This window comes from Pseudarthrobacter sp. O4 (genome assembly GCF_050157025.1).
Taxonomy (GTDB): domain Bacteria; phylum Actinomycetota; class Actinomycetes; order Actinomycetales; family Micrococcaceae; genus Arthrobacter.
Genome location: NZ_CP189591.1, coordinates 1535888 through 1557242 on the forward strand (window position 1 = coordinate 1535888; position 21355 = coordinate 1557242).

Here is a 21355-nt window from a genome sequence, read left to right on the forward strand (position 1 = left end):
ATGAGCAGCTATGAATCAGCGGCAGGCAAGTCGACAAGCAGCGCCGCGGGCAGCGTGCCGACCACTGCGCTGCAGCCGGCAGAGTCGGAACCGCGGAACGGTTCCCCGGCCCGCGTCGGGACCATCGTCTGGGGGCTGATCGTGCTGGCCCTCGCCGCGCTGATCATCGTCTCCAGGCTTGGTTTGGTGGCCCTGAACGGCACCTATGTCCTGATCGGCCTGATGATCGGAGCCGGGGCCGCACTCGTGATAGGCGGGCTGCTCTCAGCCCGCGGACGTGACAAAGATTCATCGACAGGGAAGTCTTGAACCATGGATAAATTCTTCAGCACCGTCAGGGGCCTTGGCCTGAAACGTGGTCCGCAGCGCTGGCTGGGCGGGGTCTGCGGCGGGATCGCCGCAAAGCTGAACGTCGACGTGGCGTTCGTCCGGATCGCGTTCCTGCTCTTCGCCCTGCTTCCCGGCCCCGCCTTCGTCTTCTATCTCGCGGCGTGGCTGATCCTTCCGGACCAGCGGAACGCAATCGTGCTCGAGTCCTTCCTCGAGAAGCGCTCGACCCGGCCCTGAGGCCGTCCGCTGAGCCGCCCTGGTAGCCGGACCCATCCCGAAGTGCCCCAGCCAGTGCCCCCGCCTTAACGGCGGGGGCACTTCGCCGTAGTAACCGTTTGTGTCCTGCCCCACATCCGCCATTAGACTCTAGGGTGAGCTCAGCGTGGCGCTCTGCCTGTACACCTTCGAACCAGGATTTGAGCCGAGACATGAAAATTGGAATCCTCACCAGCGGCGGAGACTGCCCCGGACTGAACGCCGTCATCCGTGGCGCCGTCCTGAAGGGCATCGCCGTCCACGGCCACGAATTCGTGGGATTCCTGGACGGCTGGCGCGGCGTCGTCGAGGGTGACATCATCGACATCCCCCGGACCTTGGTCCGCGGCATCGCCAAGCAGGGCGGGACCATCCTTGGCACCTCCCGCACCAACCCCTTCGAAAACAACGGCGGCCCCGAGGTCATCAAGGCCAACATGGACCGCCTCGGTATCGACGCCATCATCGCCATCGGCGGCGAAGGAACCCTTGCAGCGGCCAAGCGGCTCACGGATGCCGGGCTGAAGATCGTGGGAGTCCCCAAGACGGTCGACAACGACCTCGACGCCACGGACTACACCTTCGGCTTCGACACTGCCGTGGAGATCGCCACCGAGGCGATCGACCGCTTGCGCACCACGGGAGAATCCCACCACCGCTGCATGATCGCCGAGGTCATGGGCCGCCACGTGGGCTGGATCGCGCTGCACGCCGGCATGGCCTCCGGTGCCCACGCCATCCTGATCCCGGAGCAGAAAGCCTCGATGCAGCAGATCGCGGACTGGGTCCAATCTGCCCACGACCGTGGCCGCGCTCCCCTCGTGGTGGTGGCGGAGGGCTTCGTCCCGGACGGCCAGGAGACGCCGCACTCCGAACGCGGCATGGACACCTTCGGCCGGCCCCGCCTGGGCGGCATCGCCGAACGCCTCGCCCCCGAACTCGAGGCCCTGACGGGCATCGAGACCCGCGCCACCGTCCTCGGCCACATCCAGCGCGGCGGTGTCCCGACGGCGTTCGACCGCGTGCTGGCCACCCGCCTGGGCATGGCTGCCATCGACTCGGTAGTGGAAGGGCGCTGGGGAACCATGGTGTCCCTCAACGGCACCGACATCGTCCACGTGGCCTTCGATGCCGCCCTCGGCAACCTGAAGACCGTCCCGCAGGACCGTTATGACGAGGCTGCTGTCCTCTTCGGCTGAGCCGTGTCCGGCTGCGAGGGATTCGTGACGGCCTCCCGGCGGCCGCGCCGCCGGTGCTGCCGCCGGTAGGTAGGGTTGAGTCATGAGTCTTGAGCCCGGTTCCGCTGACATTATCCACCTCGCATGGGCGCGCCACCTGGGATTCGACGACGCCGACCTCGCCGCTTCCGCCGGCGAACGCCTCACCCGGGCGGACGAGTCCCGCCGCACGGTCGACTTCGTCCGCCTGTTCGGCACCTCCGCCCTGGTGGGGCCGCAATGGGTACTGGATGCCGCCGTCGGGATTTCCGATGAGGAACTCGCCCAGCACGTCACCCTCCTCACCCTTACCCGGCCGCATGGCGGCCACGGCCTGGGCGCGGCAGCACTCTTTTTCGCGGACGAATTGCCCCTGCTGCAGCCCGCCGAGGAGCTCACCGTCTCGCACGGGAACCCGGACGCCGTGGAGCTGGAAGGCCGCTGCCCGCCGGACGACGTCAACGAGGTGCGGTTGTCCGAGCTGCCGCACCGCTACACGATCATGCGCGACGACGACGGCCGGTCCGTTCCCGTGGCGTGCGGGGCGTACGCGGAGTGGGAGGGGATCCTCGCCGACGTCCGCGTCCTGGTGGATCCGGAGTGGCGCCGCCGGGGCCTGGGCTCGCTGGCGGCCTCGATCGCCGCCCACGAGGCGCTCGCCTCCGGCCTGACGCTCCAATGGCGCTCCGACGTCAGCAACAAGGGCTCCCTCGCCATCGCCCGGAGCGTGGGCTTTGCCGCCGGCGGCATCCAGACCAGCGTGCTGCTGGGCTGATCCGGATGCCGGCTGACGTCAGCGCCGCCTGGCCGCGGACTGCTCACCGGCTGAGGCCTGCGCCGGCGAGGAACCGGGGGCGCCGCCCCAGCCGTGCGTCGGCTGGGGTTTGGCAAAGAACAGCGCCACCGCGGCACCGAGCAGGATGACCGCCGCGGGCAGCAGGATGGACTGGCCCATCGCCGTCGAGAAGCCCTCGTGCAAAGCCGCCGGCAGGGTGCCGCCAAACGACATCGGGCTGGCCTCCCCGGACCCTCCCGGAGCTGCCGGGAGCTCCGCCGCGAGCCGGGCCTGGATCAGCACCGCGATGGCGGCGCTGCCAAGGACCGCGCCGATCTGGCGCGTGGTGTTGTAGACGCCGGCGCCGGCTCCCGCCTGCCGGGGCGGCAGGTTCCGGGTGGCGGTGGTGCTCAGCGGCGCCCAGATCCCGGCGTTGGCGAAGCCGAGCACTGCGCTGGGCAGCAGGAACAGCCAGATCGGCGTATACGGGTGCATCAGGGAGGCGTTCCAGAACAGCGCCACGGACATCAGCAGCAGGCCGGACGCGGTGATGTATTTCGGGTTGACCCGGTCGATGATCTTGCCGACGACGGGGGCGAGGCCGCCCGAGATCAGCGCCATCGGGACCATCATGAGCGCGGACTGGGTCGGGGTCAGGCCGCGGACGATCTGGTAGTAGAAGATCAGCGGCAGGGTGAAGGCCGTCACCGTGAAACCGACCGTGGTGATGCCGATGTTCGCCAGGGAGAAGTTGCGGTCCTTGAAGAGTGAGAGCGGCAGCAGCGGCTCACCCTTGTTGTACCGCTGCCACACCACGAAGGCCGCCAGGACCACCAGGCCGGCGATGATGAGCCCCCCGACCGTGATGGGTCCGGTGATGGTCCCCCAGTTGTAGGTCTCGCCCTCCTGGATCCCGAAAACCAGCAGGAAGAGCCCGACGGCGCTGAGCAGCACGCCGGGGATGTCGAACTTGTGCGGGTGGGTGCTGAGGGCCGGAACGTAGCGCAGGGCCAGGATGAAGCCGACGATGCCCACGGGGATGTTGATGAAGAAGATCCATTCCCAGCCGAGGCCGTCCACGAGGACACCGCCGAGGATCGGTCCCACCAGGGTGGCGACGCCGGCTGTGGCGCCCCAGATGCCCATCGCGGCCCCGCGGCGGTCCGGCGGGAAGATCCGGGTGATGACAGCCATGGTCTGCGGTGTCATCAGCGCTGCGCCGAAGCCCTGGAGCACCCGGGCCTCGATGAGGGTCTGGACGTCGCCGGACAGACCGCACCAGAGCGAGGCCAGCGTGAAGACCACGAGCCCCGTCAGGTAGAGCTTTTTCGGGCCGAAGCGGTCACCCAGCCGGCCGGTGATGAGCAGCGGCACGGCGTAGGCGAGCAGGTAGGCGCTGGTCACCCAGATCACCGCGTTGATGTCAGCGTTCAGGCCTTCCATGATCTTGGGGTTGGCCACCGAGACGATGGTCGTGTCGATCAGGATCATGAAGAAGCCGATCACCAGGGACCAGAGTGCCGGCCACGGCCTGGCTACGTTTTCCATGGAATTCCTTAAGTGCTGATGGGTGGGTTGATAAGAATGCGGAAGGGGCGGACCCGCTTCCGGAAGGGGCTACCAGGGCAACTGTCCGCCACCGAGCTGGTCCTGGAGGTTCCGGATCCAGCCGATCTCGGCGCGCAGCATGGTCTGCTGGTACGCCAGGTCGATCCAGTACTTGCGCTCGACGCCTTTCGCCTGGACCCGTTCCTCCGCGGCGACGAGGAAGTTCAACTGCCCCTGCAGGTCCGCCAGACGCAGGCCGAGCAGTTCAACCACGACGCCGGCCGGCAGGTTGTACGCCTCCGAGATGGCCAGCGGGAACGAAGGGTACTCGTTGACAGGCTTGGCGAGCATGTCCTGGAGCCTTTGGATCAGGGCTTCCCGGCCCGCCTCGGAGATCTCATAGGTGGTGCGTTCGGGACGGTTGCCCTCACGGTCGGTGCCCGTGGCCTCGACCAGCCCCTGCTCTTCCAGCCGTCCGACAGCATGGTAGAGCGTTCCCGGGCGGACCTTGACGAGCCGGTCTTCGTGCCGGGCCATCAGGAGCTGGTACATCTCGTAGGGATGCATCGGCTCCTCCACCAGCAGGGAGAGTGCGGCGACGCCCAGGGCCGTCAGAGGCGTGGCTCGGGCCATGGTGCAGGGTCCTTCAGTGCAGGGTCCATCAGCGCAGGGTCCATCAGCGCAGTCCTTCAAAGCAGCGGCTATTCCACAAGAACTATTCCACAGGGAGTATTAGGACGCAAGATGCCCCGGAAGCCGCCCGGCGCGTGCTCAGCCGAGCAGCGCGATAATGTCCGTGCGCGCGAACATCTGCGCGGCGGCCCGCGCGGAGGGCGTGCCCGCATCGGGATCGGCTCCCGCCTCCACGAGCGCCTCCACGACATCGGAGTAGCCCTTGAACACGGCTCCGGCGAGGGGCGTCTGGCCACGGTCGTTGGCGGCATTGGCGTCACCGCCGTGCTGCAGGATCAGCCGGACGGTGCCGGCATGGCCGTGGTAGGCCGCCAGCATCAGCAGGGAGTCCCCGCCGGAGTTGGTCAGTGTTGCGGGCGCCCCCGCGGCGAAGTAGCTGCCGAGGAGCGCATTGTCCCCGTCCCGGGCCGCATCGAAGAGCTTATGGGCCAGGGCGAGCGTCTCGTCATCCGGCGCGGCGGTCCCGCCTGTCACCGGGTCCCCCTCAGGAATCCGGTCTGCCGTCCGACGACCTGGCCGGCGTCCGGAGCCACTATGACTTCCTGCGCCGCGGTGTAGGGCTCATCGCCGTCGAGGACGGTCAGGACTTCCTCCGGTGCCACGGAGCGCTTGATGACGGCGAGGGCCACCGGCCCCATTTCGTAGTGCTGCGCCACGGAGGTCACGGTGCCGATCCTGCGGTCACCCACGCGGACCTCGCTGCCGGCGGCGGGCAGGGTGTGCTGCGAGCCGTCGAGTTGCAGGAAGACCAGCCGGCGCGGCGGGTGTCCCAGGTTGTGGACGCGGGCCACGGTTTCCTGGCCCTTGTAGCAGCCCTTGTTCAGGTGCACGGCGGTGCGGAGCAGGTCGAGTTCGTGCGGGATGGTCTTGTCATCGGTTTCGGCACCCCAGCGGGGCCGCCACGCGGCGATGCGCAGCGCCTCGGCTGCCCAGACGCCGGCAAGCGGCCGTTCTCCCACTGTGGCTCCGAGCTCCGTTGCGGGGACGAGGTATTCGAACCAGGGACGTTCCAGCCCGGGATGGGCGTCCTCGCCCACGACGGCGTAGGAGTAGCCGCCGGTGCCGACGTGCGGCCAGGGATCCTCCCAGACCTGCAGCCCGGACCACTCCGGGACCGGGCGGGTGGCGCCCAGCACGGCCCAGTCCGCCGAAACGTCCGTGATCTCGACCCGGAGCATGAACTTCATCCGGTTGAGCCATTCGGCCAGCGGCGCGGCCTCGGCCGCCTCCACGATCAGCCAGGTGGTCGCGCCGTCGTCCACCACGTGCGCGTCGAATTCAATCCTGCCCTGCACGCTGAGAAGCAGCAGTTCGGTGGACTGGCCGGCCGGCAGGCTGGTCACCTGTTGGGAGGACAGGGTGTTGAGCCAGCTCAGCCGGTCCGGCCCGCTCACCGTGACCACCCCGCGCTGGGAGAGATCGACGACGGCGGTGCCGGCGGCCAGCGCCCGCTGCTCGCGCAGCGGCTCACCGTAGTGGGAGGCGACGCCCGCGTCAGCGCCGCCGGCTTCGACCGCGCCCGGGCGCGACAACAATGGGCTCGTGTAAGTCATATCTAGTAGAAGTCCTCAGGGTCTAGCGGTATTCCGGATTTTCGAAGTCGTAACGGGTACCGGCCTTCCAGGCCTCGGGCAGGTTCCCGTAGGCCGGGATGCCGCCGGCGTCCTTGAGCATCCGGGCCAGGTGCAGCAGGTTCCACGTCATGAAGGTGGTGTTGCGGTTAGTGAAGTCGCTTTCCGGGCCGCCGGAGCCTTCGTCGAGGTAGCTCGGCCCGGGCCCGACGGCGCCGATCCAGCCGGCGTCGGCCTGCGGGGGAATGGTGAAGCCGATGTGCTGGAGGCTGTAGAGGACGTTCATGGCGCAGTGCTTGATGCCGTCCTCGTTGCCGGTGATGAGGCAGCCTCCCGCCTTGGGGTAGAAGGCCCACTGGCCCTTCTCGTTCAGCTGGCCCGAGTGCGCGTAGAGGCGTTCGATCAGCTTCTTGGTCTGCGAGGAGTTGTCGCCCAGCCAGATGGGTCCGGCTATGACGACGATGTCTGCTTCCCGGACGGCGGGGTAGAGCTCGGGCCATTCATCGCTCTGCCAGCCGTGCTCGCGCATGTCCGGATACACGCCGCTGGCGATGTCGTGATCCACCGTGCGGATCACCCGGGTGGTGACGCCCTGCTTCTCCATGATCCGGCGGCTGATGTCGATCAGGCCCTGGGTGTTGGAGGTCTCCGGCGACTTCTTGAGCGTGCCGTTGAAGTACACGGCTTTGAGATCGCCGTAGCTCTTCTTGCCCACGGGGGTGGCTACTTCTTCAGTCACTGCCTTGCTCCCTGCGTTCGTTGCGGACAACTGAAAATCAGTGAGACCTCAAACGCTCCCGGCAGAGCCGTCAGCTGAGTTTGTCGAGGATGGCGGAGGCGTGTGCCTCCAGCCCGCCACCCGGCGTCGAACCCTTGCCGGTCGCCACGTCCCAGCGCCACAGCAGCTTGCCGTCCACGAGTCCGAAGATCCGGGTGGCGGCAGTGTATTCCTTCGAATGGCTTCCGCGCATCACCATGTCGGTGCTCAGCTGGATCTGGGGGCCCTTGATCTGGCCGTAGTACAGCTCGGAGATCCCGCCGGGGTGGGCGACGGAGACTGAAATGTCGAAGCCTCCGTCGCTGTTGCGCAGGGCCTCGACCTCGTCGGCGCTCTTGAGGACCGGGACAATGTCACCCGGAGTCAGGCCTGGCCCGCTGTCCTCTTCGCGCTGCTTGCGCTCGAGGGCCCAAAAGCCGGTTTCCACAGCCAGCGGACGCAACCTGGTGCCCTCGTCGTCGGTCAGCCAGCTCTCGGCCCGGTACTGGAGGTACGGCAGGCCGTTGTGGGTGAAGGAGACGTGCTGCAGGAAGTGCTCGGAGTCCTCGTCCCCGGCGCCAAGGCGGCCGGGGCCCTCCCACTCACCAATGAGCCAGGACAGGGGAACGATTTCGGGTGTCAGATCTGTAGGTATTTCAATAGGCACGGTGGCTACCTCTGGAAACTACGGCTTCTGGACGGGTCTTAGCTTCTGGCTGTCTACTTCTGGCCTGTGAAGAGGCGGTACACCACAAAGCCGGCGAACCAAGCCATGGAAAGGCTGGCGATGCCAAGCAGAACAAGGAAAAAGATCTCAAATGCAAGTACGGACATGATGTCATCCTAACGCGTTAGTAGATGAGTAGTTTGTCTATGAAGTATGCCAGCGAGCCGACGGCGGAGACCGGCCCCAGACCCATCCCCAGGGCCGCCGGGAGGTTGAGCGCTTCGCCGCGGAGGACCACCAGGCGGCGGAAACTCACCAGCACGGACCCCACGACGACGCCGACGAGGGCAGCCGGCAGGACGGCGATATCGGAAAACACCAGCCCGGCGAGCGGGCCGGCCAGTCCCGCTCCGATGATACCCAGCGGCGCGACGATCCTGTCCGGCCAGCGGATCAGGCCCGCCATCAAGGCAATTGCGGCGCTGATGGCCGCGACGAGGAGCATTTCCCGGACCCCGTTGAAGCGGGAGCACGCGATCCAGCCCGCTCCGAGACAGGACAACAGGACGCCGGCACAGGAACCGAGCGTGGATTCAAGCCGCTGGGCCTGGCCGGTGCCGCGGAGCAGCTGCATCACGAAGATGGCCATGACGCCGGCGGCCAGGAAGGACGGGGTCCAGTTCAGGAAGCCCGGGGCGGGAAGGTAGGTGGCTGCGACGGCGGACCCCACGCCCGGCAGTCCTATCAGGGCGGCCAGGGTTTTCTTGGCGGGGATGCCCAGGAAGTGGGGCCAGCCGATGCCGACGCCGGCCGCGGTGAGCGATGCGACGGCGAGCAGGGCAACCGGTGAGGAGTAGGCGCCGCCGATGATGGCTGCGAGACCGGCCAGGCCGATGATTCCTATGCTCCATGTCTTCACTGACTACCCGCCAATGCCGTACCTTCGCTCACTGCGGACCCCAATTCGAGCTGATCGCCATCTTCAAGGCTGCGCGCCCTGACGGATCAATCCTGCCTTATGTGAACGTTTTATGTCGCAAAAGGACCCGCGCCAGGTGACGGGACCGTGTGTGGAAAGAGGCCGTTGGGTATACTCGATTTCAGCTACAGACGCCCAACGATGCGCGGACACCCCTTGGAGGAACCATGTCGCACATCCTGCTCCTGACGAACAGCACCGGCTCATCGGTGGACGTCCTGCCTGCGCTGGAACTACTGAACCACCGCGTCCACATCCTTCCGGCCGAACCCACCGCACTGCTGGATACCGACCCCTGTGACATCGTCCTGCTGGACGCCCGCAAGGACCTGGTCGGCGCCCGCTCCCTCACCCAGCTCCTCAAGGCCACCGGCTTGAGCGCGCCGCTGGTGTTGATTCTCACGGAGGGCGGCATGGCCGCTGTGTCCTCGGCCTGGGCCGTGGACGACATCCTGCTGGAGTCCGCCGGACCGGCCGAGGTGGAAGCCCGCATCCGGCTGGGCGTCGCACGCGCCGTGCCGGATCAGGACGACACCCCGACGGAGATCCGCGCCGCCGGCGTCGTGATTGATGAGGCCAGCTACACCGCCCGCGTCAACGGGGCGGCACTGAACCTGACGTTCAAGGAATTTGAGCTGCTCAAGTACCTCGCGCAGCACCCGGGCCGGGTCTTCACCCGGGCGCAGCTGCTGACCGAAGTGTGGGGCTACGACTACTACGGTGGCACCCGCACGGTGGACGTCCATGTCCGGCGGCTGAGGGCCAAGCTCGGCGCCGACCATGAGAACCTCATCAGCACCGTCCGCAACGTCGGCTACCGCCTGACCCTGGTCCGTCATCCGGAAGAGGAACTAAGCGAGGCCTGAGCACCGGCCGCGCAGTTCCACCGGACCTGACACGAGACAAATGGAAAGCCCCGGACTCTGTGGAGTCCGGGGCTTTCTGCTATGTGAGTGGAGGACATACGGGTCGAACGTATCGAGGCCACCCCAGTGGTGGATCCCCCTCGCAACCGGACTGGCTCTTTGTGCTGCGGACCGCCGGATGAGTTAACGACTATACGTAACAGGTCCGGAAACAACAAAATCGGCCCCGCCGAGGCCCAGCGTATAGCCTTGCACCATGAGTCCTGCGCATCCGGAAAACTGGCCCGTCTTCGTCGCCAAGGGAGCTGCGGAGGAGCAGCTTCTGAGGGACGTCAAAGCCCTCGCGGCTGCCGCAGAGGAATCCGACGGCAATCCGCCGCTGTCCGAACAAACGCTTGTGACGCTCAGTGCCGCGGACACCGGCAAGACCGCAGGTACAAATACAGTGCTGACGCTCGCCCTGTACGCCCCCGATGATTCGGGCGATGAAAAGCCCGACCCCGCAACAGCGCAGGACCTGGCGGGCTTCGCCGTCGTCGTCGAGGAGCCGGACGGCACCGGGGTGCTGGAAGTCGCCGTCCACCCGAGCTACCGCAATCAGGGCGTGGCGGACCGGCTCGTGCGCGAGCTCAGGAACACCCGCGGTTTTGCCGGCCTCAAGGCCTGGTCGCATGGAAACCATGAGGCGGCGGCGGAACTGGCGGCGCGCTATGGCTACGGGCCGTTCCGCGAACTGTGGAAGATGCGACTGACCACGGCGGCGGCGGAGCTGCCCGACGTCGCCCTGCCGGAAGGCGTCACGGTGCGGGCGTTCGTTCCGGGCCGGGACGAGGACGCCTGGCTGGCGGCGAACCGGGCCGCGTTCGCGCACCACCCGGAGCAGGGGAACATGACGCGCGCCGACCTGGACGCGCGGATGGCCGAAGCGTGGTTTGACCCCGCCGGCTTCCTGCTTGCCGAGGACTCCGGGGGGCGGCTGCTCGGCTTCCACTGGACCAAGGTGCACCCCCGGCACGGCGGGCATCCTGCGATCGGCGAGGTGTACGTCGTCGGCGTCACGCCGGCCGCGCAGGGCACCGGACTCGGCAAGGCTCTGACCGTCGCCGGCATCAGGCACCTGCAGCAGCAGGGCCTGCACGCGGTGATGCTCTATGTCGACGCCGACAACATCCCTGCCGTCTCGCTGTACCGGCGGCTGGGCTTCACCCGCTGGGACGTCGACGTCATGTATGCCCCGCTTGACGGGCGCTAGTTGCGCCGTTCCTCCAGCCGTTCCTCCCGCCCATAATCCAGTCGGCGGACATGCGGCCGGCCGGGGCCGAAATCTGGGCTCGGCGGAATCTGATTGCTTGTAAGGTTGAAGCTAAATCGCGCCAGTATTTAGGAGAGACCATGCAACGGGATTCTGCCCGGACCGCCACGTCTGAAGAAAAGGTGCGTCCCGTACGTGCCCGTTTCGGCTCCTCCGAAGTGCCGGCCTCCCGCGCCACCCAGGACCGGATCGATATTCCCGAGTTCGCACCGAACCTGGAACCGGAGGGCGACATCAGCCCCGACCGCTTCCTGGACCGCGAATTGAGCTGGCTCGCCTTCAACTCCCGTGTCCTGGAACTGGCCGAAGACCCGAATCTGTACCTGCTGGAGCGGGTCGGCTTCCTGTCCATCTTCGCGTCGAACCTGGACGAGTTCTTCATGGTCCGCGTCGCCGGCTTGAAGCGCCGGATCGCCACCGGACTCGCCGTGACCTCCCCCGCAGGGCTGAGCCCCATGCAGGTCCTGGAGCAGATCGGTGAAGCCGCCCACCGGCTGCAGCAGCGCCACGCCCGGGTCTACGCGGAACAGATCCGCCCCGCCCTGGCCTACGAACACATCCACCTCATGCACTGGGAGGAACTGGATTCCCAGGCCCAGGACCAGCTCAGCGCCATGTTCGCCGAGAAGGTCTTCCCGATCCTGACGCCGCTGGCTGTGGACCCGGCCCACCCCTTCCCCTACATTTCCGGACTCTCGCTCAACCTGGCCGTGGTGGTCCGCAACCCGGTCAGCGACAAGGAGCTCTTCGCCCGCGTCAAGGTCCCGGACCAGCTGCCCCGGCTGATCTCCATTGACGGTCCGCGCGCGGGTTCCATTCCCGGGCGGGTGGCCCGCTTCATCGCCCTCGAGGAAGTCATCGCCGTCCACCTGGACCAGCTGTTCGCCGGCATGGAGGTACTCGAGCACCACACCTTCCGCGTCACGCGCAACGAAGACGTCGAAGTGGAAGAGGACGACGCCGAGAACCTGCTACAGGCGCTGGAGAAGGAACTCCTGCGCCGCCGTTTCGGGCCTCCCGTCCGGCTCGAGGTCACCAACGACATCAACCCGAACATCCGGGCCCTGTTGATCCGCGAGCTGGGCGTCGAGGAATCCGAGGTCTACTCTGTTCCGGCCCCGCTGGACCTGCGCGGCCTCTCCGTCATTGCCGGAATCGACCGTGCGGACCTGCATTACCCGAAGCACGTCCCGCACACCTCGCGGTACCTCAACGAATCGGAGACCTCCAAGGCGGCCAATGTCTTCGCGGCCATGCGGCGCCGGGACATCCTCCTGCACCACCCGTACGATTCCTTCTCCACCTCCGTCCAGGCGTTCCTGGAGCAGGCCGCCTCGGACCCGAAGGTCCAGGCCATCAAGCAGACGCTGTACCGCACCTCGGGCGACTCCCCCATCGTCGATGCGCTGATCGACGCCGCCGAAGCCGGCAAGCAGGTCCTGGCCCTCGTGGAAATCAAGGCCCGTTTCGACGAACAGGCCAACATCTCCTGGGCCCGGAAACTGGAACAGGCCGGCGTCCATGTGGTCTACGGCATCGTGGGACTCAAGACGCACTGCAAGCTGTCCCTGGTGGTGCGCCAGGAAGTGGACGGCCTGCGCCGCTACTGCCACATCGGCACCGGCAACTACCACCCGCGCACTGCCCGCTACTACGAGGATCTGGGGCTGCTGACGGCAAACGAGCAGGTGGGCGAAGACCTTTCCAAGCTCTTCAACCAGCTCTCCGGCTACGCGCCCAAGTCCACCTTCAAGCGGCTCCTGGTGGCACCGCGTTCGGTGCGGTCCGGGCTCATTGACCGGATCGAAACCGAAATCCGCAATGCCAGGGCAGGCCTCCCTGCCCGCGTCCAGATCAAGGTCAACTCGATGGTGGACGAGGCCATCATCGATTCCCTGTACCGGGCGTCCCAGGCCGGTGTCCCGGTGGACGTCATTGTCCGCGGTATATGCTCGCTGCGCCCGGGCGTCCCCGGTCTCAGCGAGAACATCACGGTCCGCTCCATCCTCGGCCGGTTCCTCGAACACTCCCGCGTCTTTGCGTTCGCCAACGCCGGCGCCCCGGTGGTCTACATCGGTTCGGCCGACATGATGCACCGCAACCTGGACCGCCGCGTGGAGGCCCTCGTGCAGCTCACCAGCGGGGACGACACGACGTATGTCCTGGACATGCTCCGCCGCTACATGGATCCCGGGACGGCCGGCTGGCATCTGGACAGCCGGGGAGAGTGGGAGCGCCACCATCTCAGCGAGGACGGCCAAAATCTGGAGGACGTCCAGTCCTGGCTGCTCGCATCCCGCTCGCGGCAGCGCTCGGCAGGCCTTCGGTAGGGCTGTGGCGTTGAGTAGCGATTCACTGGTTGCGGACCAGACGGACCACCCGGGCGAAGCGATTGCGGTCACCGCCGCCGGCGCCATCCCCTGGCGCCTTAATTCGGCGACGAAGGACCAGCTCGAAGTCCTGCTGATCCACCGTCCACGGTATGACGACTGGTCCTGGCCCAAGGGCAAGATCGATCCCGGCGAGACGGTGCCGGAGTGCGCCAGCCGCGAGGTGCAGGAGGAAATCGGGCTCAGCGCCCCGCTGGGGATCCCGCTGCCTCCCATCCACTACCACGTGCCCGCCGGGCTGAAGGTGGTCCACTACTGGGCCGTCGACGTCGACGGCGCGAGGATCGTGCCCGACGGCAAGGAAGTGGACAGCGTGATGTGGTGCTCCCCGGAGAGGGCCGCGCGCCTGCTGAGCAATCCCAGCGACGTCACCCCGCTCGAACATCTGGTGGCGGCCCATGACCGCGGCGAACTGGCGACGTGGCCGCTGCTGGTGGTGCGCCATGCCAAGGCCAAACCGCGTTCCTCCTGGACCAAGGCCGAGGGAGAGCGCCCGCTGGCCGCCACCGGCTTGCGGCAGGCCCAGGCGGTGGGGCGGCTCCTGCAGGCGTGGAAACCCTCACGGATCGTCTCGAGCCCCTGGCTTCGGTGTGTGGCCACCATCGCGCCGTACGCCAAGGCCGCGGATGCCAAGGTGAAGCTCAACGAGTCGCTCACCGAACACCGGCACGGCCGCAGCCCGCACAAGACGGCCGCCGTCGTGGCAGCCCTGTTCGACAAACAGCGGCCCGTGGCCCTGTGCACCCACCGCCCGGCGCTGCCGACCGTCTTCAAGCAGCTCGAAAAACACATGAACTCGCGCCTCCGGGACAAGCTGCCGTCCGCGGACCCCTTTCTGGCCCCGGGCGAGATCATCGTGTGCCACGTGGCGCACGGCAGCAAGAACAAGATCGTGGCCGTGGAACGGTTCCGGCCCTTCGACGACTGAGGCCCCGATCCGTCGTGCGGACGAGACTTGGCGGGCAACACGAATGAGCGGAGCCCGGCGGATCAGTAGACTGGGACGGTGAGCATTCCAACGCCCTATGAAGACCTGCTGCGCGATGTCCTGGAACACGGCACGCACAAATCGGACCGTACCGGGACCGGCACGCTCAGCGTGTTCGGCCGCCAGCTCCGCTTCGATCTGAGCAAGAGCTTCCCCCTGATCACCACCAAACGTGTGCATTTCAAGTCCGTCGCCGTGGAACTGCTCTGGTTCCTGCGCGGGGACACGAACGTGAAATGGATGCAGGACCAGGGCGTCACCATCTGGAACGAATGGGCCGACGCCGACGGTGAACTCGGCCCGGTCTACGGCGTCCAGTGGCGGAGCTGGCCCACCCCCGACGGCGGCCACATCGACCAGATCGCCGCACTCATCGAGAACCTCAAGTCCAACCCGGACTCACGCCGGCACATCGTCTCGGCCTGGAATGTGGCCGAGCTCAAGGACATGGCCCTGCCGCCATGCCACGCCTTCTTCCAGTTCTACGTCGCCGACGGGAAACTCTCCTGCCAGCTGTACCAGCGCTCGGCGGACACCTTCCTGGGGGTGCCGTTCAACATCGCATCCTACGCCCTGCTGACCTGCATGATCGCCCAGCAGACCGGGCTGGAACCGGGCGAGTTCGTCTGGACCGGCGGCGATGTCCACATTTACGACAACCACATGGACCAGGTCCTCAAGCAGCTCGCCCGGGAACCCTACGACTCCCCGCAGCTCAAGATCACCCGTAAACCGGACTCCATCTTCGACTACACCCTCGATGACTTCGAAGTGGTCGGATACCAGCACCACCCGACGATTAAGGCCCCGATAGCCGTATGAGCAACGAAGCCAGCCCCGAGGCGCAGCCCACCAACTTCACCGAGGAACTCGCCGCCTCCCTCACCGGCCTCGGCGTGGTGTGGGCCCAGACCAGCACCGGAGCCATCGGCAGGGACGGCGGCATGCCGTGGCACCTGCCGGAGGATCTGAAGCACTTCAGCCGGCTCACCGCGGGCCACCCGGTCATCATGGGCCGCAAGACCTGGGAATCCTTCCCGGACAAGTACCGCCCGCTGCCCGGCAGGACCAACATCGTCATCACCCGGCAGGAAGGCTGGGGCGGCACAGCCGCGGCCGAGGGCGCCATCGCCGTCAAATCCCTCGACGACGCGCTGCTGGAATCGCAGTTCGCACCCGGCCACGAGATGGTCTGGATCATCGGCGGCGGGGAGATCTTCGCGCAGTCTGCGGACCTTGCGGACGTCGCCGTCGTGACCACGATCGACTCCGCCACCGAGGGAGATACTTTCGCCCCCGAGCTCGGCTACGACTGGACGGCCGGCGCGTCCTTGCCCGCCGACGGCTGGCTGACCGCGGACAACGGGACCCGCTACCGCGTCACCCTCTGGCGCCGGACGGAGGCCTAGGAATGCCGAAGAAACCCGAAACCCTCTTTGTCCTCGGCTACATGCTGCTGCCCCTGCTGGCGCTGCTCTCCGCCATCGTGGGACTGACCATGATCCTGGGCGGCAACAAGATCACAGGGGCGATCGTGCTCGTCGTGGTCACCCAGCTCTTCGCCTTCGGCGCGGTCTATGCCCTGCGGAAGCGAAAATCGGCTCTGCTGGCCGAGCCCGACGGCGAATAGCGGCCTCCGCGTCGATCGCGACGGCGTCCACGGCTTACCGGGTGACGTAACCGACTGCGCCCTGCCGGCCGCAAAGTCTAAACTGGGCCAATGACTACAGCAGCTACTCCGTCCGTTGGACTGGTCGGTTGGCGTGGCATGGTCGGTTCCGTCCTGATGCAGCGTATGCAGGACGAGGGCGACTTCGCCAACATCAACCCGGTATTTTTCTCCACCTCGAACGCCGGAGGTGCCGCCCCGGCTGTTGCCGGTGCTGCCGCGGGCGCGGCCGGCAAGCTCGAGGATGCGTTCGACGTCGAGACGCTGGCTAAGCTGCCGATTATCGTCACCGCCCAGGGCGGCGATTACACCAAGCAGGTCCACGGCGAGCTCCGCAGCCGCGGCTGGGACGGCCTCTGGATCGACGCCGCCTCCACCCTGCGGATGAACGACGACTCCATCATCGTGCTGGACCCGATCAACCGCGACGTGATCGACGCCGGCCTCTCCGGCGGCGTGAAGGACTACATCGGCGGCAACTGCACCGTCTCCTGCATGCTCATGGGCCTGGGCGGGCTGTTCAAGAACGGCCTCGTCGAATGGGGCACCTCGATGACCTACCAGGCGGCGTCCGGCGGCGGCGCCCGGCACATGCGCGAACTCCTCAGCCAGTTCGGCACGCTCAACGCCGAGGTCAGCAGCGAACTGGACGACCCGGCGTCGGCCATCCTGGAGATCGACCGCAAGGTCCTGGCACACCAGCGCACCGACATCGACGCCAGCCAGTTCGGCGTGCCGCTGGCCGGCTCGCTGATCCCGTGGATCGACGCGGACCTCGGCAACGGCCAGTCCAAGGAGGAGTGGAAGGCGGGGGTGGAGACCAACAAGATCCTCGGCACGTCCGGCGAGAACCACATCATCATGGACGGGCTGTGCATCCGGATCGGCGCCATGCGCTCACACTCGCAGGCCCTGACGCTCAAGCTCCGCGAGGACCTCTCCGTCGCCGAGATCGAGAAGCTCCTGGACGCTGACAATGAGTGGGCCACCGTGGTGCCGAACACCAAGGAAGCCTCGATGGCCGATCTCACTCCGGTGGCGGCGTCCGGCACCCTGGACATCCCGGTGGGCCGCATCCGCAAGCTCGAGATGGGTCCGCAGTACATCAGCGCCTTCACGGTCGGCGACCAGCTGCTGTGGGGCGCCGCCGAACCGCTGCGCCGCATGCTCAACATCGCCACCGGCACGCTCTAGCTCCGGTCAACTCCGAGAAATTTCCGGTACTTCGCGGCCTGCAGCTCAAAGGACTTTTGGACCGCAGGCCGCAGTCCGTTAATCCCGTCAAAGGGCTCAGGCACGACGCCGGCCCCCGCGCCGTTCCGTGCCGCCGCCCACGTGCCGACCACCTCGCCGCCTGCCACGATGGTCCGCTTGAACATCCCGTTGCCGCCGGGCACGATCTTGTTCGAATGCTCCGCCGGGAGCACCAGCGACCGGTCCGCGTAACCCAGCAGGAACTCATCAAAGCCCGGCAGCGCCAGCACCGAGCGTGCCCCGGGGACGGCGCCGTCGAGCAGCGCCGCCGTCTCCGGCGACAGCCAGTAGCTCTTCGCTTCAAACTCCAGCTCCACCAGCTCGTCCTTCACGGCGGCGAGGGCGGCGCGGACCTCGGTCAGCGGGACGCCCGCCCACCAGGAAAAATCACGTTCCGTGGCGGGTCCGTGGCTGCGCAGGTAACGCAGCAGCAGCTCGGCGATGCCCTCTTGGCGGCCCAGTGAACGCGACTCCTTGATCCACTCGTCGAAGGCGACCACCCGCTGCTGGTTGCCGGCCGGCGGCCCCTGCACCAGCCATCCCCGCTGGCAGAGGATCCCCAGCAGATGGATGCCCCGCTGGCCCGCCGCCGACTGGCCGGCATCTTCAAAGGCCTGGAACAGCTCGGCCCGGGTCGCGGAGCCGCCGCCGGACACGAGCCCAAGCGCGGCCTCACGCACCACCTCCGCGTCCGCTGCCGTGATCTCCAGCTCCCTGTGCCGTCCCGCCATCCCCCGGATGAGCCGCTCGGATGTGATCGCCAGCATCCACTTCAGGTCTTCGGGAGCCAGCAGGTGCAGGGTGCCGCGCATCGGCCAGGAGCGGACAATCTCACCCCGATCCAGCGCGCCGCGGACCTCGCCCAGGCGGGCACCGGGGACCCGCTGCCCGACGGCCCAGAGCGCGGCCGGCAGGTCCTGCGCCTGCATCGCGGTCATCCACCGGACGGCGTCCGGGACAGTTCCAAGCCCCGGGCCGGTCAGCCCCTGTGAGGCCAGGCGGAGCCGGCCCATGGTCCCCCGGCTCAGCCGGGCGCGCACCACTGCTGTCATGGACCCATCGTAGGCCGTTGCCTCCGCACCGGCCGTTCCCAGCCGCCTTCCAGCAGGACTGCCTACGCTTGGTACATGACCATGAGTGAGATGTGGCCGCTGTTGCGGCCCCTGTGCAGGAAGCTTGCCCTGCTGGGCTGGGCCTCTAGCGCGGCCGGAATGGCTGCCGGCCTGGCCGTCGCGATCGCCAGCGGCACCCGCCTCTCCCCCATGATGAGCACCATGCAGCTTGTCGCCAGCGTGTGTATGGCCGTCTCCGTGGCCGCCTTCGTCACGGCCGCCGCGCTGCAGCGGCGCGCCGAAGCCCGGCGCACCGCCGAGCCGCGGGACGCGGAACTCCGGCTCGAGACCGGGGCGGAGCTACCAGCCACGGTGCAGAGCTTCCTGCTGGGCTCCCTGGCCCTGCTCGCCGGGGCCGTCGTCTTCGCCTGCGCCGGTCTGCTGCTCCGGAGCGGACCCAGCGCGCAGTCCGTGGCGTTCTGCCAGGTTTTCCTGCTGGGCGCCGCGGCGTCGGGCTTCACCTTCATGCTGTTCAGCAAGGTTTCCCGGCTCAGCAAGGTTTCCCCGCGCGGCCGCCGGAGCTAAGCGGCAACTGTGCCGGCGGCAGACGCCGTTTCCTAGAGCTCCACGCCGATCAGCAGCGGTTCCGGGTGCAGTTCAATGCCGAAGCGTTCGACGACGCCGCGCCGCACCTCCCGCGCGATTGCCAGCATGTCCTCGGTCCGCGCGCCGCCCCGGTTGGTGATGGCCAGGGTGTGCTTCGTGGACAGCGAAGCACGGCCGCCCGAGACGCTGCCGGCGTCGAGCCCGAAGCCTTTGCCGTACCCGGCCTGGTCGATCAGCCAGGCAGCCGAGAGCTTCGTCAGCCCGTCCGTTCCGCCCGGATACCGGGGAGCGTCTGCCGGCAATTGCGCAGCCGACTCCGCCGGCACGATCGGGTTCGTGAAGAACGAACCGGTGGAATAGGTATCCCGGTCCGAAGGATCCGAGACCATGCCCTTGGAGGCCCTTAGCCGGAGCACCTCGCGCCGGACGTCATTCGAGTACGCCCGGCGGCCCGCCTCGACGCCGAGGGTCCGGGCGAGTTCGGCGTACCGGACCGGGGCGCTCATCCGGCCCAGCGGAAGCTGGAACTCCACCGTGAGAACCACGAAGCGCGGGGAGCCGTTGACGGTGGTCTGCTTGAGGACGGAATCGCGGTAGCCGAACTTCAGCTCCGAATTCGTGAAGGTCCGGACGGCGTTGCGTTCCCGGTCCCAGGTGCGCACGGCGGCGATCGTCTGGGAGACGTCGGAACCGTAGGCCCCGACATTCTGCACGGGCGTGGCGCCGGTGGCGCCCGGAATACCGGCCAGCGCCTCGATGCCGGACCAGGCGTGCAGCACGGCGTGCTCCACGAGCGCGTCCCAGTTGTGGCCGGCCTGGACCACGACGGCCACCCCGCCACAGGAATCCTCGGCGTTGACGGTGAACCCGTCCGAAGCGATCTTCAGGACGGTCCCGGGGAACCCGTCGTCGGACACGAGCAGGTTGGAACCCCCGCCGATGATCAGCAGCGGCTCGCCGGCGGCGTCGGCCGAGCGGACGGCGTCGATGATTTCGGCCTCAGTGCGGGCCTCGATGAAGTTGCCGGCGGGGCCGCCGACGGCAGCCGTGGTCAGGGCGGAAAGCAGTGTCTGGGTCACCTCACCAGCCTAGCCGGGAACGGCGGCTCCCCGGCAAGCGGGCCGGCGGTGCCCGGCAGGCTAACTGAGCTTTCGCGCCACCGGGGAGAGCAGGAAGCTGACCACGAGCATCACCATCACGGCCAGCAGCGAGTGAAGGATGCCGACGTGTTCCGCCAGCAGGCCCAGCAGCGGGGGCCCGCAGAGGAATGCTCCGTAGCCGATCGTGGACACGACCGAGACACGGGCGGCGGCCTTGACGGGATCGTCGGCTGCGGCGGACATGCCCACCGGGAATCCCAGCGAGGCGCCAAGTCCCCAGATCGCCAGGGCCACGTAGGCCAGCCACGGAACCGGGGCGAAGACGAACAGACCCAGGCCCAGCACGGCCAGGGCGGCGCACCAGCGCATCACCGGGACGCGGCCGAAGCGGTCCAGGACCAGCGTGCCGGCGAAGCGGCCCACGGTCATGAAGGTGACGAACAGCCCGTACCCGGCGGCGCCGGCGGCATCCGACTGGCCATGGCCGTCTGCGAGCGCCAGGGCCACCCAGTCGCCCGCCGCCCCTTCGGCAAGGGCCAGCCCCAGCACCAGCACGCCCAGCAGGAGGGTCCGGCGGTCCCGCCAGGCCTGGCCGATCTGGCGTCTGTTGTCCAGCGGCTGCTCGGGGGCCGCGTCCGTCTGCCGGACGATGGGGATGGGCCCGGTGGAGGGATCCTCGAACGTATCTGTCCCGGATGCCTTGAAGGGGCGTTCCGGCTCGACCGGAGTGATGTCTGCACGGAACCAGGCAGCGGCAGTTGCCACCGAGCCGGCCACCACGAGCCCGCCCGCTGCCAGATGCCAGAACACCGGGATGCCGGCACCGGCAGCCCAGGCACCCAGCCCGGCTCCTGCCACTGTTCCCAGGCTGAAGGAACCGTGCAGCCGGGGCATGATGTGCCGCCGGACAGCGCGTTCCACCGCGGCGCCTTCGACATTGGACGCGGTGTTCCAGCTGGCGGTGCCCAGCCCGATGATCGCCAGTCCCGCGGCGACCACCACCGGGCTGGCGAGCACGGAGGTGCCGAAGCCTGCCAGTATCAGCCCGAACCCGACCATGATGCTGCCGATCCGGATGGTGCGCTTGGAGCCGAGCCGAAGGACAATCAGGCCCGAGGCGGACACGGACAGGAAAGACCCCGCCGTCATGCAGAGCAGGAGCAGCCCAATAGTGCCTGGAGTCAGGTCCAGGCCGTCACGGATGGCCGGCAGCCGGGACACCCAGGTGGAAAACGCGATTCCGCTGGCCCCGTAGGCCACCACCACAGCGTTCCGCCAGTGCGTGATCTCGGCAGCCGGGACCAAGACATCCTTGGTCACGGCAGT

At 67.7% G+C, this 21355-nt stretch carries 23 protein-coding genes; 13 read left to right on the forward strand and 10 right to left on the reverse strand.

The window, feature by feature from the left end:
• The 4 genes from ACQCSU_RS06975 to ACQCSU_RS06990 all read left to right on the forward strand — a co-directional run bounded on the left by ACQCSU_RS06975 (position 1) and on the right by ACQCSU_RS06990 (position 2577).
• The gene (locus tag ACQCSU_RS06975; RefSeq protein ID WP_426979008.1) at positions 1–309 is read left to right on the forward strand and encodes a hypothetical protein; all 309 of its coding nucleotides are present in this window, start codon (positions 1–3) and stop codon (positions 307–309) included.
• 3 nt (positions 310–312) lie between these two features.
• Positions 313–567 carry a PspC domain-containing protein gene (locus tag ACQCSU_RS06980; protein WP_426979009.1) on the forward strand — a complete coding sequence of 85 codons (255 nt, stop codon included), beginning with the start codon at positions 313–315 and terminating at the stop codon, positions 565–567.
• A gap of 191 nt (positions 568–758) precedes the next feature.
• Positions 759–1784 carry a 6-phosphofructokinase gene (locus ACQCSU_RS06985; RefSeq protein WP_426979010.1) on the forward strand — a complete coding sequence of 342 codons (1026 nt, stop codon included), beginning with the start codon at positions 759–761 and terminating at the stop codon, positions 1782–1784.
• Positions 1785–1866: 82 nt separating this feature from the next.
• Complete coding sequence (locus ACQCSU_RS06990) at positions 1867–2577, forward strand: GNAT family N-acetyltransferase (RefSeq protein WP_426979011.1); 711 nt, start codon at positions 1867–1869, stop codon at positions 2575–2577.
• Between the two features lie 18 nt (positions 2578–2595).
• On the opposite strand, the gene ACQCSU_RS06995 is transcribed toward ACQCSU_RS06990, so the two are convergent.
• From ACQCSU_RS06995 to ACQCSU_RS07025, 7 genes are all read right to left on the reverse strand, one after another.
• Positions 2596–4125: a DHA2 family efflux MFS transporter permease subunit gene (locus ACQCSU_RS06995; RefSeq protein WP_426979012.1), complete on the reverse strand. Its 1530-nt coding sequence runs from the start codon at positions 4123–4125 to the stop codon at positions 2596–2598.
• 69 nt (positions 4126–4194) lie between these two features.
• Entirely contained in the window at positions 4195–4758 is a 564-nt protein-coding gene (locus ACQCSU_RS07000; protein WP_426979014.1) for a PadR family transcriptional regulator, read from the reverse strand.
• Positions 4759–4896: 138 nt separating this feature from the next.
• A complete protein-coding gene (locus ACQCSU_RS07005; protein WP_426979016.1) occupies positions 4897–5292 on the reverse strand; it encodes an ankyrin repeat domain-containing protein in 396 nt (131 codons plus the stop codon).
• The gene (locus ACQCSU_RS07010; RefSeq protein ID WP_426979018.1) at positions 5289–6371 is read right to left on the reverse strand and encodes a YgfZ/GcvT domain-containing protein; all 1083 of its coding nucleotides are present in this window, start codon (positions 6369–6371) and stop codon (positions 5289–5291) included. The genes ACQCSU_RS07005 and ACQCSU_RS07010 overlap by 4 nt, the downstream gene beginning before the upstream one ends.
• Positions 6372–6393: 22 nt before the next feature.
• Positions 6394–7128, reverse strand: a complete 735-nt coding sequence (locus ACQCSU_RS07015) for a flavodoxin family protein (protein WP_426979020.1) — start codon at positions 7126–7128, stop codon at positions 6394–6396.
• 70 nt (positions 7129–7198) lie between these two features.
• Positions 7199–7813 carry an FABP family protein gene (locus ACQCSU_RS07020; protein ID WP_426979022.1) on the reverse strand — a complete coding sequence of 205 codons (615 nt, stop codon included), beginning with the start codon at positions 7811–7813 and terminating at the stop codon, positions 7199–7201.
• Positions 7814–7997: 184 nt separating this feature from the next.
• Complete coding sequence (locus tag ACQCSU_RS07025; protein ID WP_426979024.1) at positions 7998–8732, reverse strand: permease; 735 nt, start codon at positions 8730–8732, stop codon at positions 7998–8000.
• Positions 8733–8959: 227 nt separating this feature from the next.
• Here ACQCSU_RS07025 and ACQCSU_RS07030 point away from each other — a divergent pair, with 227 nt between their 5' ends.
• The 8 genes from ACQCSU_RS07030 to asd all read left to right on the forward strand — a co-directional run bounded on the left by ACQCSU_RS07030 (position 8960) and on the right by asd (position 17211).
• Positions 8960–9658 (forward strand): winged helix-turn-helix transcriptional regulator, encoded by a 699-nt coding sequence (locus ACQCSU_RS07030; protein WP_426979025.1) that lies wholly within the window; start codon positions 8960–8962, stop codon positions 9656–9658.
• A 256-nt stretch (positions 9659–9914) separates the two neighbouring features.
• Positions 9915–10910 (forward strand): mycothiol synthase, encoded by a 996-nt coding sequence (gene mshD / locus ACQCSU_RS07035; RefSeq protein ID WP_426979027.1) that lies wholly within the window; start codon positions 9915–9917, stop codon positions 10908–10910.
• Between the two features lie 140 nt (positions 10911–11050).
• A complete protein-coding gene (locus tag ACQCSU_RS07040; protein WP_426979028.1) occupies positions 11051–13300 on the forward strand; it encodes an RNA degradosome polyphosphate kinase in 2250 nt (749 codons plus the stop codon).
• 10 nt (positions 13301–13310) lie between these two features.
• Positions 13311–14288, forward strand: a complete 978-nt coding sequence (locus ACQCSU_RS07045) for an NUDIX hydrolase (RefSeq protein ID WP_426979029.1) — start codon at positions 13311–13313, stop codon at positions 14286–14288.
• Between the two features lie 78 nt (positions 14289–14366).
• Positions 14367–15170 (forward strand): thymidylate synthase, encoded by an 804-nt coding sequence (locus tag ACQCSU_RS07050; RefSeq protein ID WP_426979030.1) that lies wholly within the window; start codon positions 14367–14369, stop codon positions 15168–15170.
• Positions 15167–15757, forward strand: coding sequence for a dihydrofolate reductase (locus ACQCSU_RS07055; protein ID WP_426979031.1), 591 nt, complete (start codon positions 15167–15169; stop codon positions 15755–15757). Before ACQCSU_RS07050 ends, ACQCSU_RS07055 begins: the two co-directional genes overlap by 4 nt.
• A gap of 2 nt (positions 15758–15759) precedes the next feature.
• Entirely contained in the window at positions 15760–15978 is a 219-nt protein-coding gene (locus ACQCSU_RS07060; RefSeq protein ID WP_426979032.1) for an NF038396 family protein, read from the forward strand.
• 90 nt (positions 15979–16068) lie between these two features.
• On the forward strand, positions 16069–17211 hold the full coding sequence (gene asd / locus ACQCSU_RS07065) for an aspartate-semialdehyde dehydrogenase (protein ID WP_426979033.1): 1143 nt from the start codon (positions 16069–16071) through the stop codon (positions 17209–17211).
• Here asd and ACQCSU_RS07070 read toward each other — a convergent pair.
• A complete protein-coding gene (locus tag ACQCSU_RS07070; RefSeq protein WP_426979034.1) occupies positions 17208–18323 on the reverse strand; it encodes a winged helix DNA-binding domain-containing protein in 1116 nt (371 codons plus the stop codon). The genes asd and ACQCSU_RS07070 overlap by 4 nt on opposite strands.
• 81 nt (positions 18324–18404) lie before the next feature.
• Between ACQCSU_RS07070 and ACQCSU_RS07075 the strand changes: the two genes are divergently transcribed.
• A complete protein-coding gene (locus tag ACQCSU_RS07075) occupies positions 18405–18908 on the forward strand; it encodes a hypothetical protein (protein WP_426979035.1) in 504 nt (167 codons plus the stop codon).
• 32 nt (positions 18909–18940) lie between these two features.
• Here ACQCSU_RS07075 and ACQCSU_RS07080 read toward each other — a convergent pair whose 3' ends face one another.
• Both ACQCSU_RS07080 and ACQCSU_RS07085 read right to left on the reverse strand, forming a co-directional pair.
• Positions 18941–20008, reverse strand: a complete 1068-nt coding sequence (locus ACQCSU_RS07080) for a UDP-N-acetylmuramate dehydrogenase (RefSeq protein WP_426979036.1) — start codon at positions 20006–20008, stop codon at positions 18941–18943.
• A 60-nt stretch (positions 20009–20068) separates the two neighbouring features.
• The gene (locus tag ACQCSU_RS07085; protein WP_426979037.1) at positions 20069–21349 is read right to left on the reverse strand and encodes an MFS transporter; all 1281 of its coding nucleotides are present in this window, start codon (positions 21347–21349) and stop codon (positions 20069–20071) included.
• Positions 21350–21355: the final 6 nt, after the last annotated feature.

What these genes read in the sequence shown, in the direction of transcription:
- ACQCSU_RS06975 (WP_426979008.1), top strand. Translation starts at nt 1, where the DNA reads ATGAGCAGCTATGAATCAGCGGCAGGCAAGTCGACAAGCAGCGCCGCG.
- ACQCSU_RS06980 (WP_426979009.1), top strand. Translation starts at nt 313, where the DNA reads ATGGATAAATTCTTCAGCACCGTCAGGGGCCTTGGCCTGAAACGTGGT.
- ACQCSU_RS06985 (WP_426979010.1), top strand. Translation starts at nt 759, where the DNA reads ATGAAAATTGGAATCCTCACCAGCGGCGGAGACTGCCCCGGACTGAAC.
- ACQCSU_RS06990 (WP_426979011.1), top strand. Translation starts at nt 1,867, where the DNA reads ATGAGTCTTGAGCCCGGTTCCGCTGACATTATCCACCTCGCATGGGCG.
- ACQCSU_RS06995 (WP_426979012.1), bottom strand. Translation starts at nt 4,125, where the DNA reads ATGGAAAACGTAGCCAGGCCGTGGCCGGCACTCTGGTCCCTGGTGATC.
- ACQCSU_RS07000 (WP_426979014.1), bottom strand. Translation starts at nt 4,758, where the DNA reads ATGGCCCGAGCCACGCCTCTGACGGCCCTGGGCGTCGCCGCACTCTCC.
- ACQCSU_RS07010 (WP_426979018.1), bottom strand. Translation starts at nt 6,371, where the DNA reads ATGACTTACACGAGCCCATTGTTGTCGCGCCCGGGCGCGGTCGAAGCC.
- ACQCSU_RS07030 (WP_426979025.1), top strand. Translation starts at nt 8,960, where the DNA reads ATGTCGCACATCCTGCTCCTGACGAACAGCACCGGCTCATCGGTGGAC.
- mshD (WP_426979027.1), top strand. Translation starts at nt 9,915, where the DNA reads ATGAGTCCTGCGCATCCGGAAAACTGGCCCGTCTTCGTCGCCAAGGGA.
- ACQCSU_RS07040 (WP_426979028.1), top strand. Translation starts at nt 11,051, where the DNA reads ATGCAACGGGATTCTGCCCGGACCGCCACGTCTGAAGAAAAGGTGCGT.
- ACQCSU_RS07055 (WP_426979031.1), top strand. Translation starts at nt 15,167, where the DNA reads ATGAGCAACGAAGCCAGCCCCGAGGCGCAGCCCACCAACTTCACCGAG.
- ACQCSU_RS07060 (WP_426979032.1), top strand. Translation starts at nt 15,760, where the DNA reads ATGCCGAAGAAACCCGAAACCCTCTTTGTCCTCGGCTACATGCTGCTG.
- asd (WP_426979033.1), top strand. Translation starts at nt 16,069, where the DNA reads ATGACTACAGCAGCTACTCCGTCCGTTGGACTGGTCGGTTGGCGTGGC.
- ACQCSU_RS07070 (WP_426979034.1), bottom strand. Translation starts at nt 18,323, where the DNA reads ATGACAGCAGTGGTGCGCGCCCGGCTGAGCCGGGGGACCATGGGCCGG.
- ACQCSU_RS07075 (WP_426979035.1), top strand. Translation starts at nt 18,405, where the DNA reads ATGAGTGAGATGTGGCCGCTGTTGCGGCCCCTGTGCAGGAAGCTTGCC.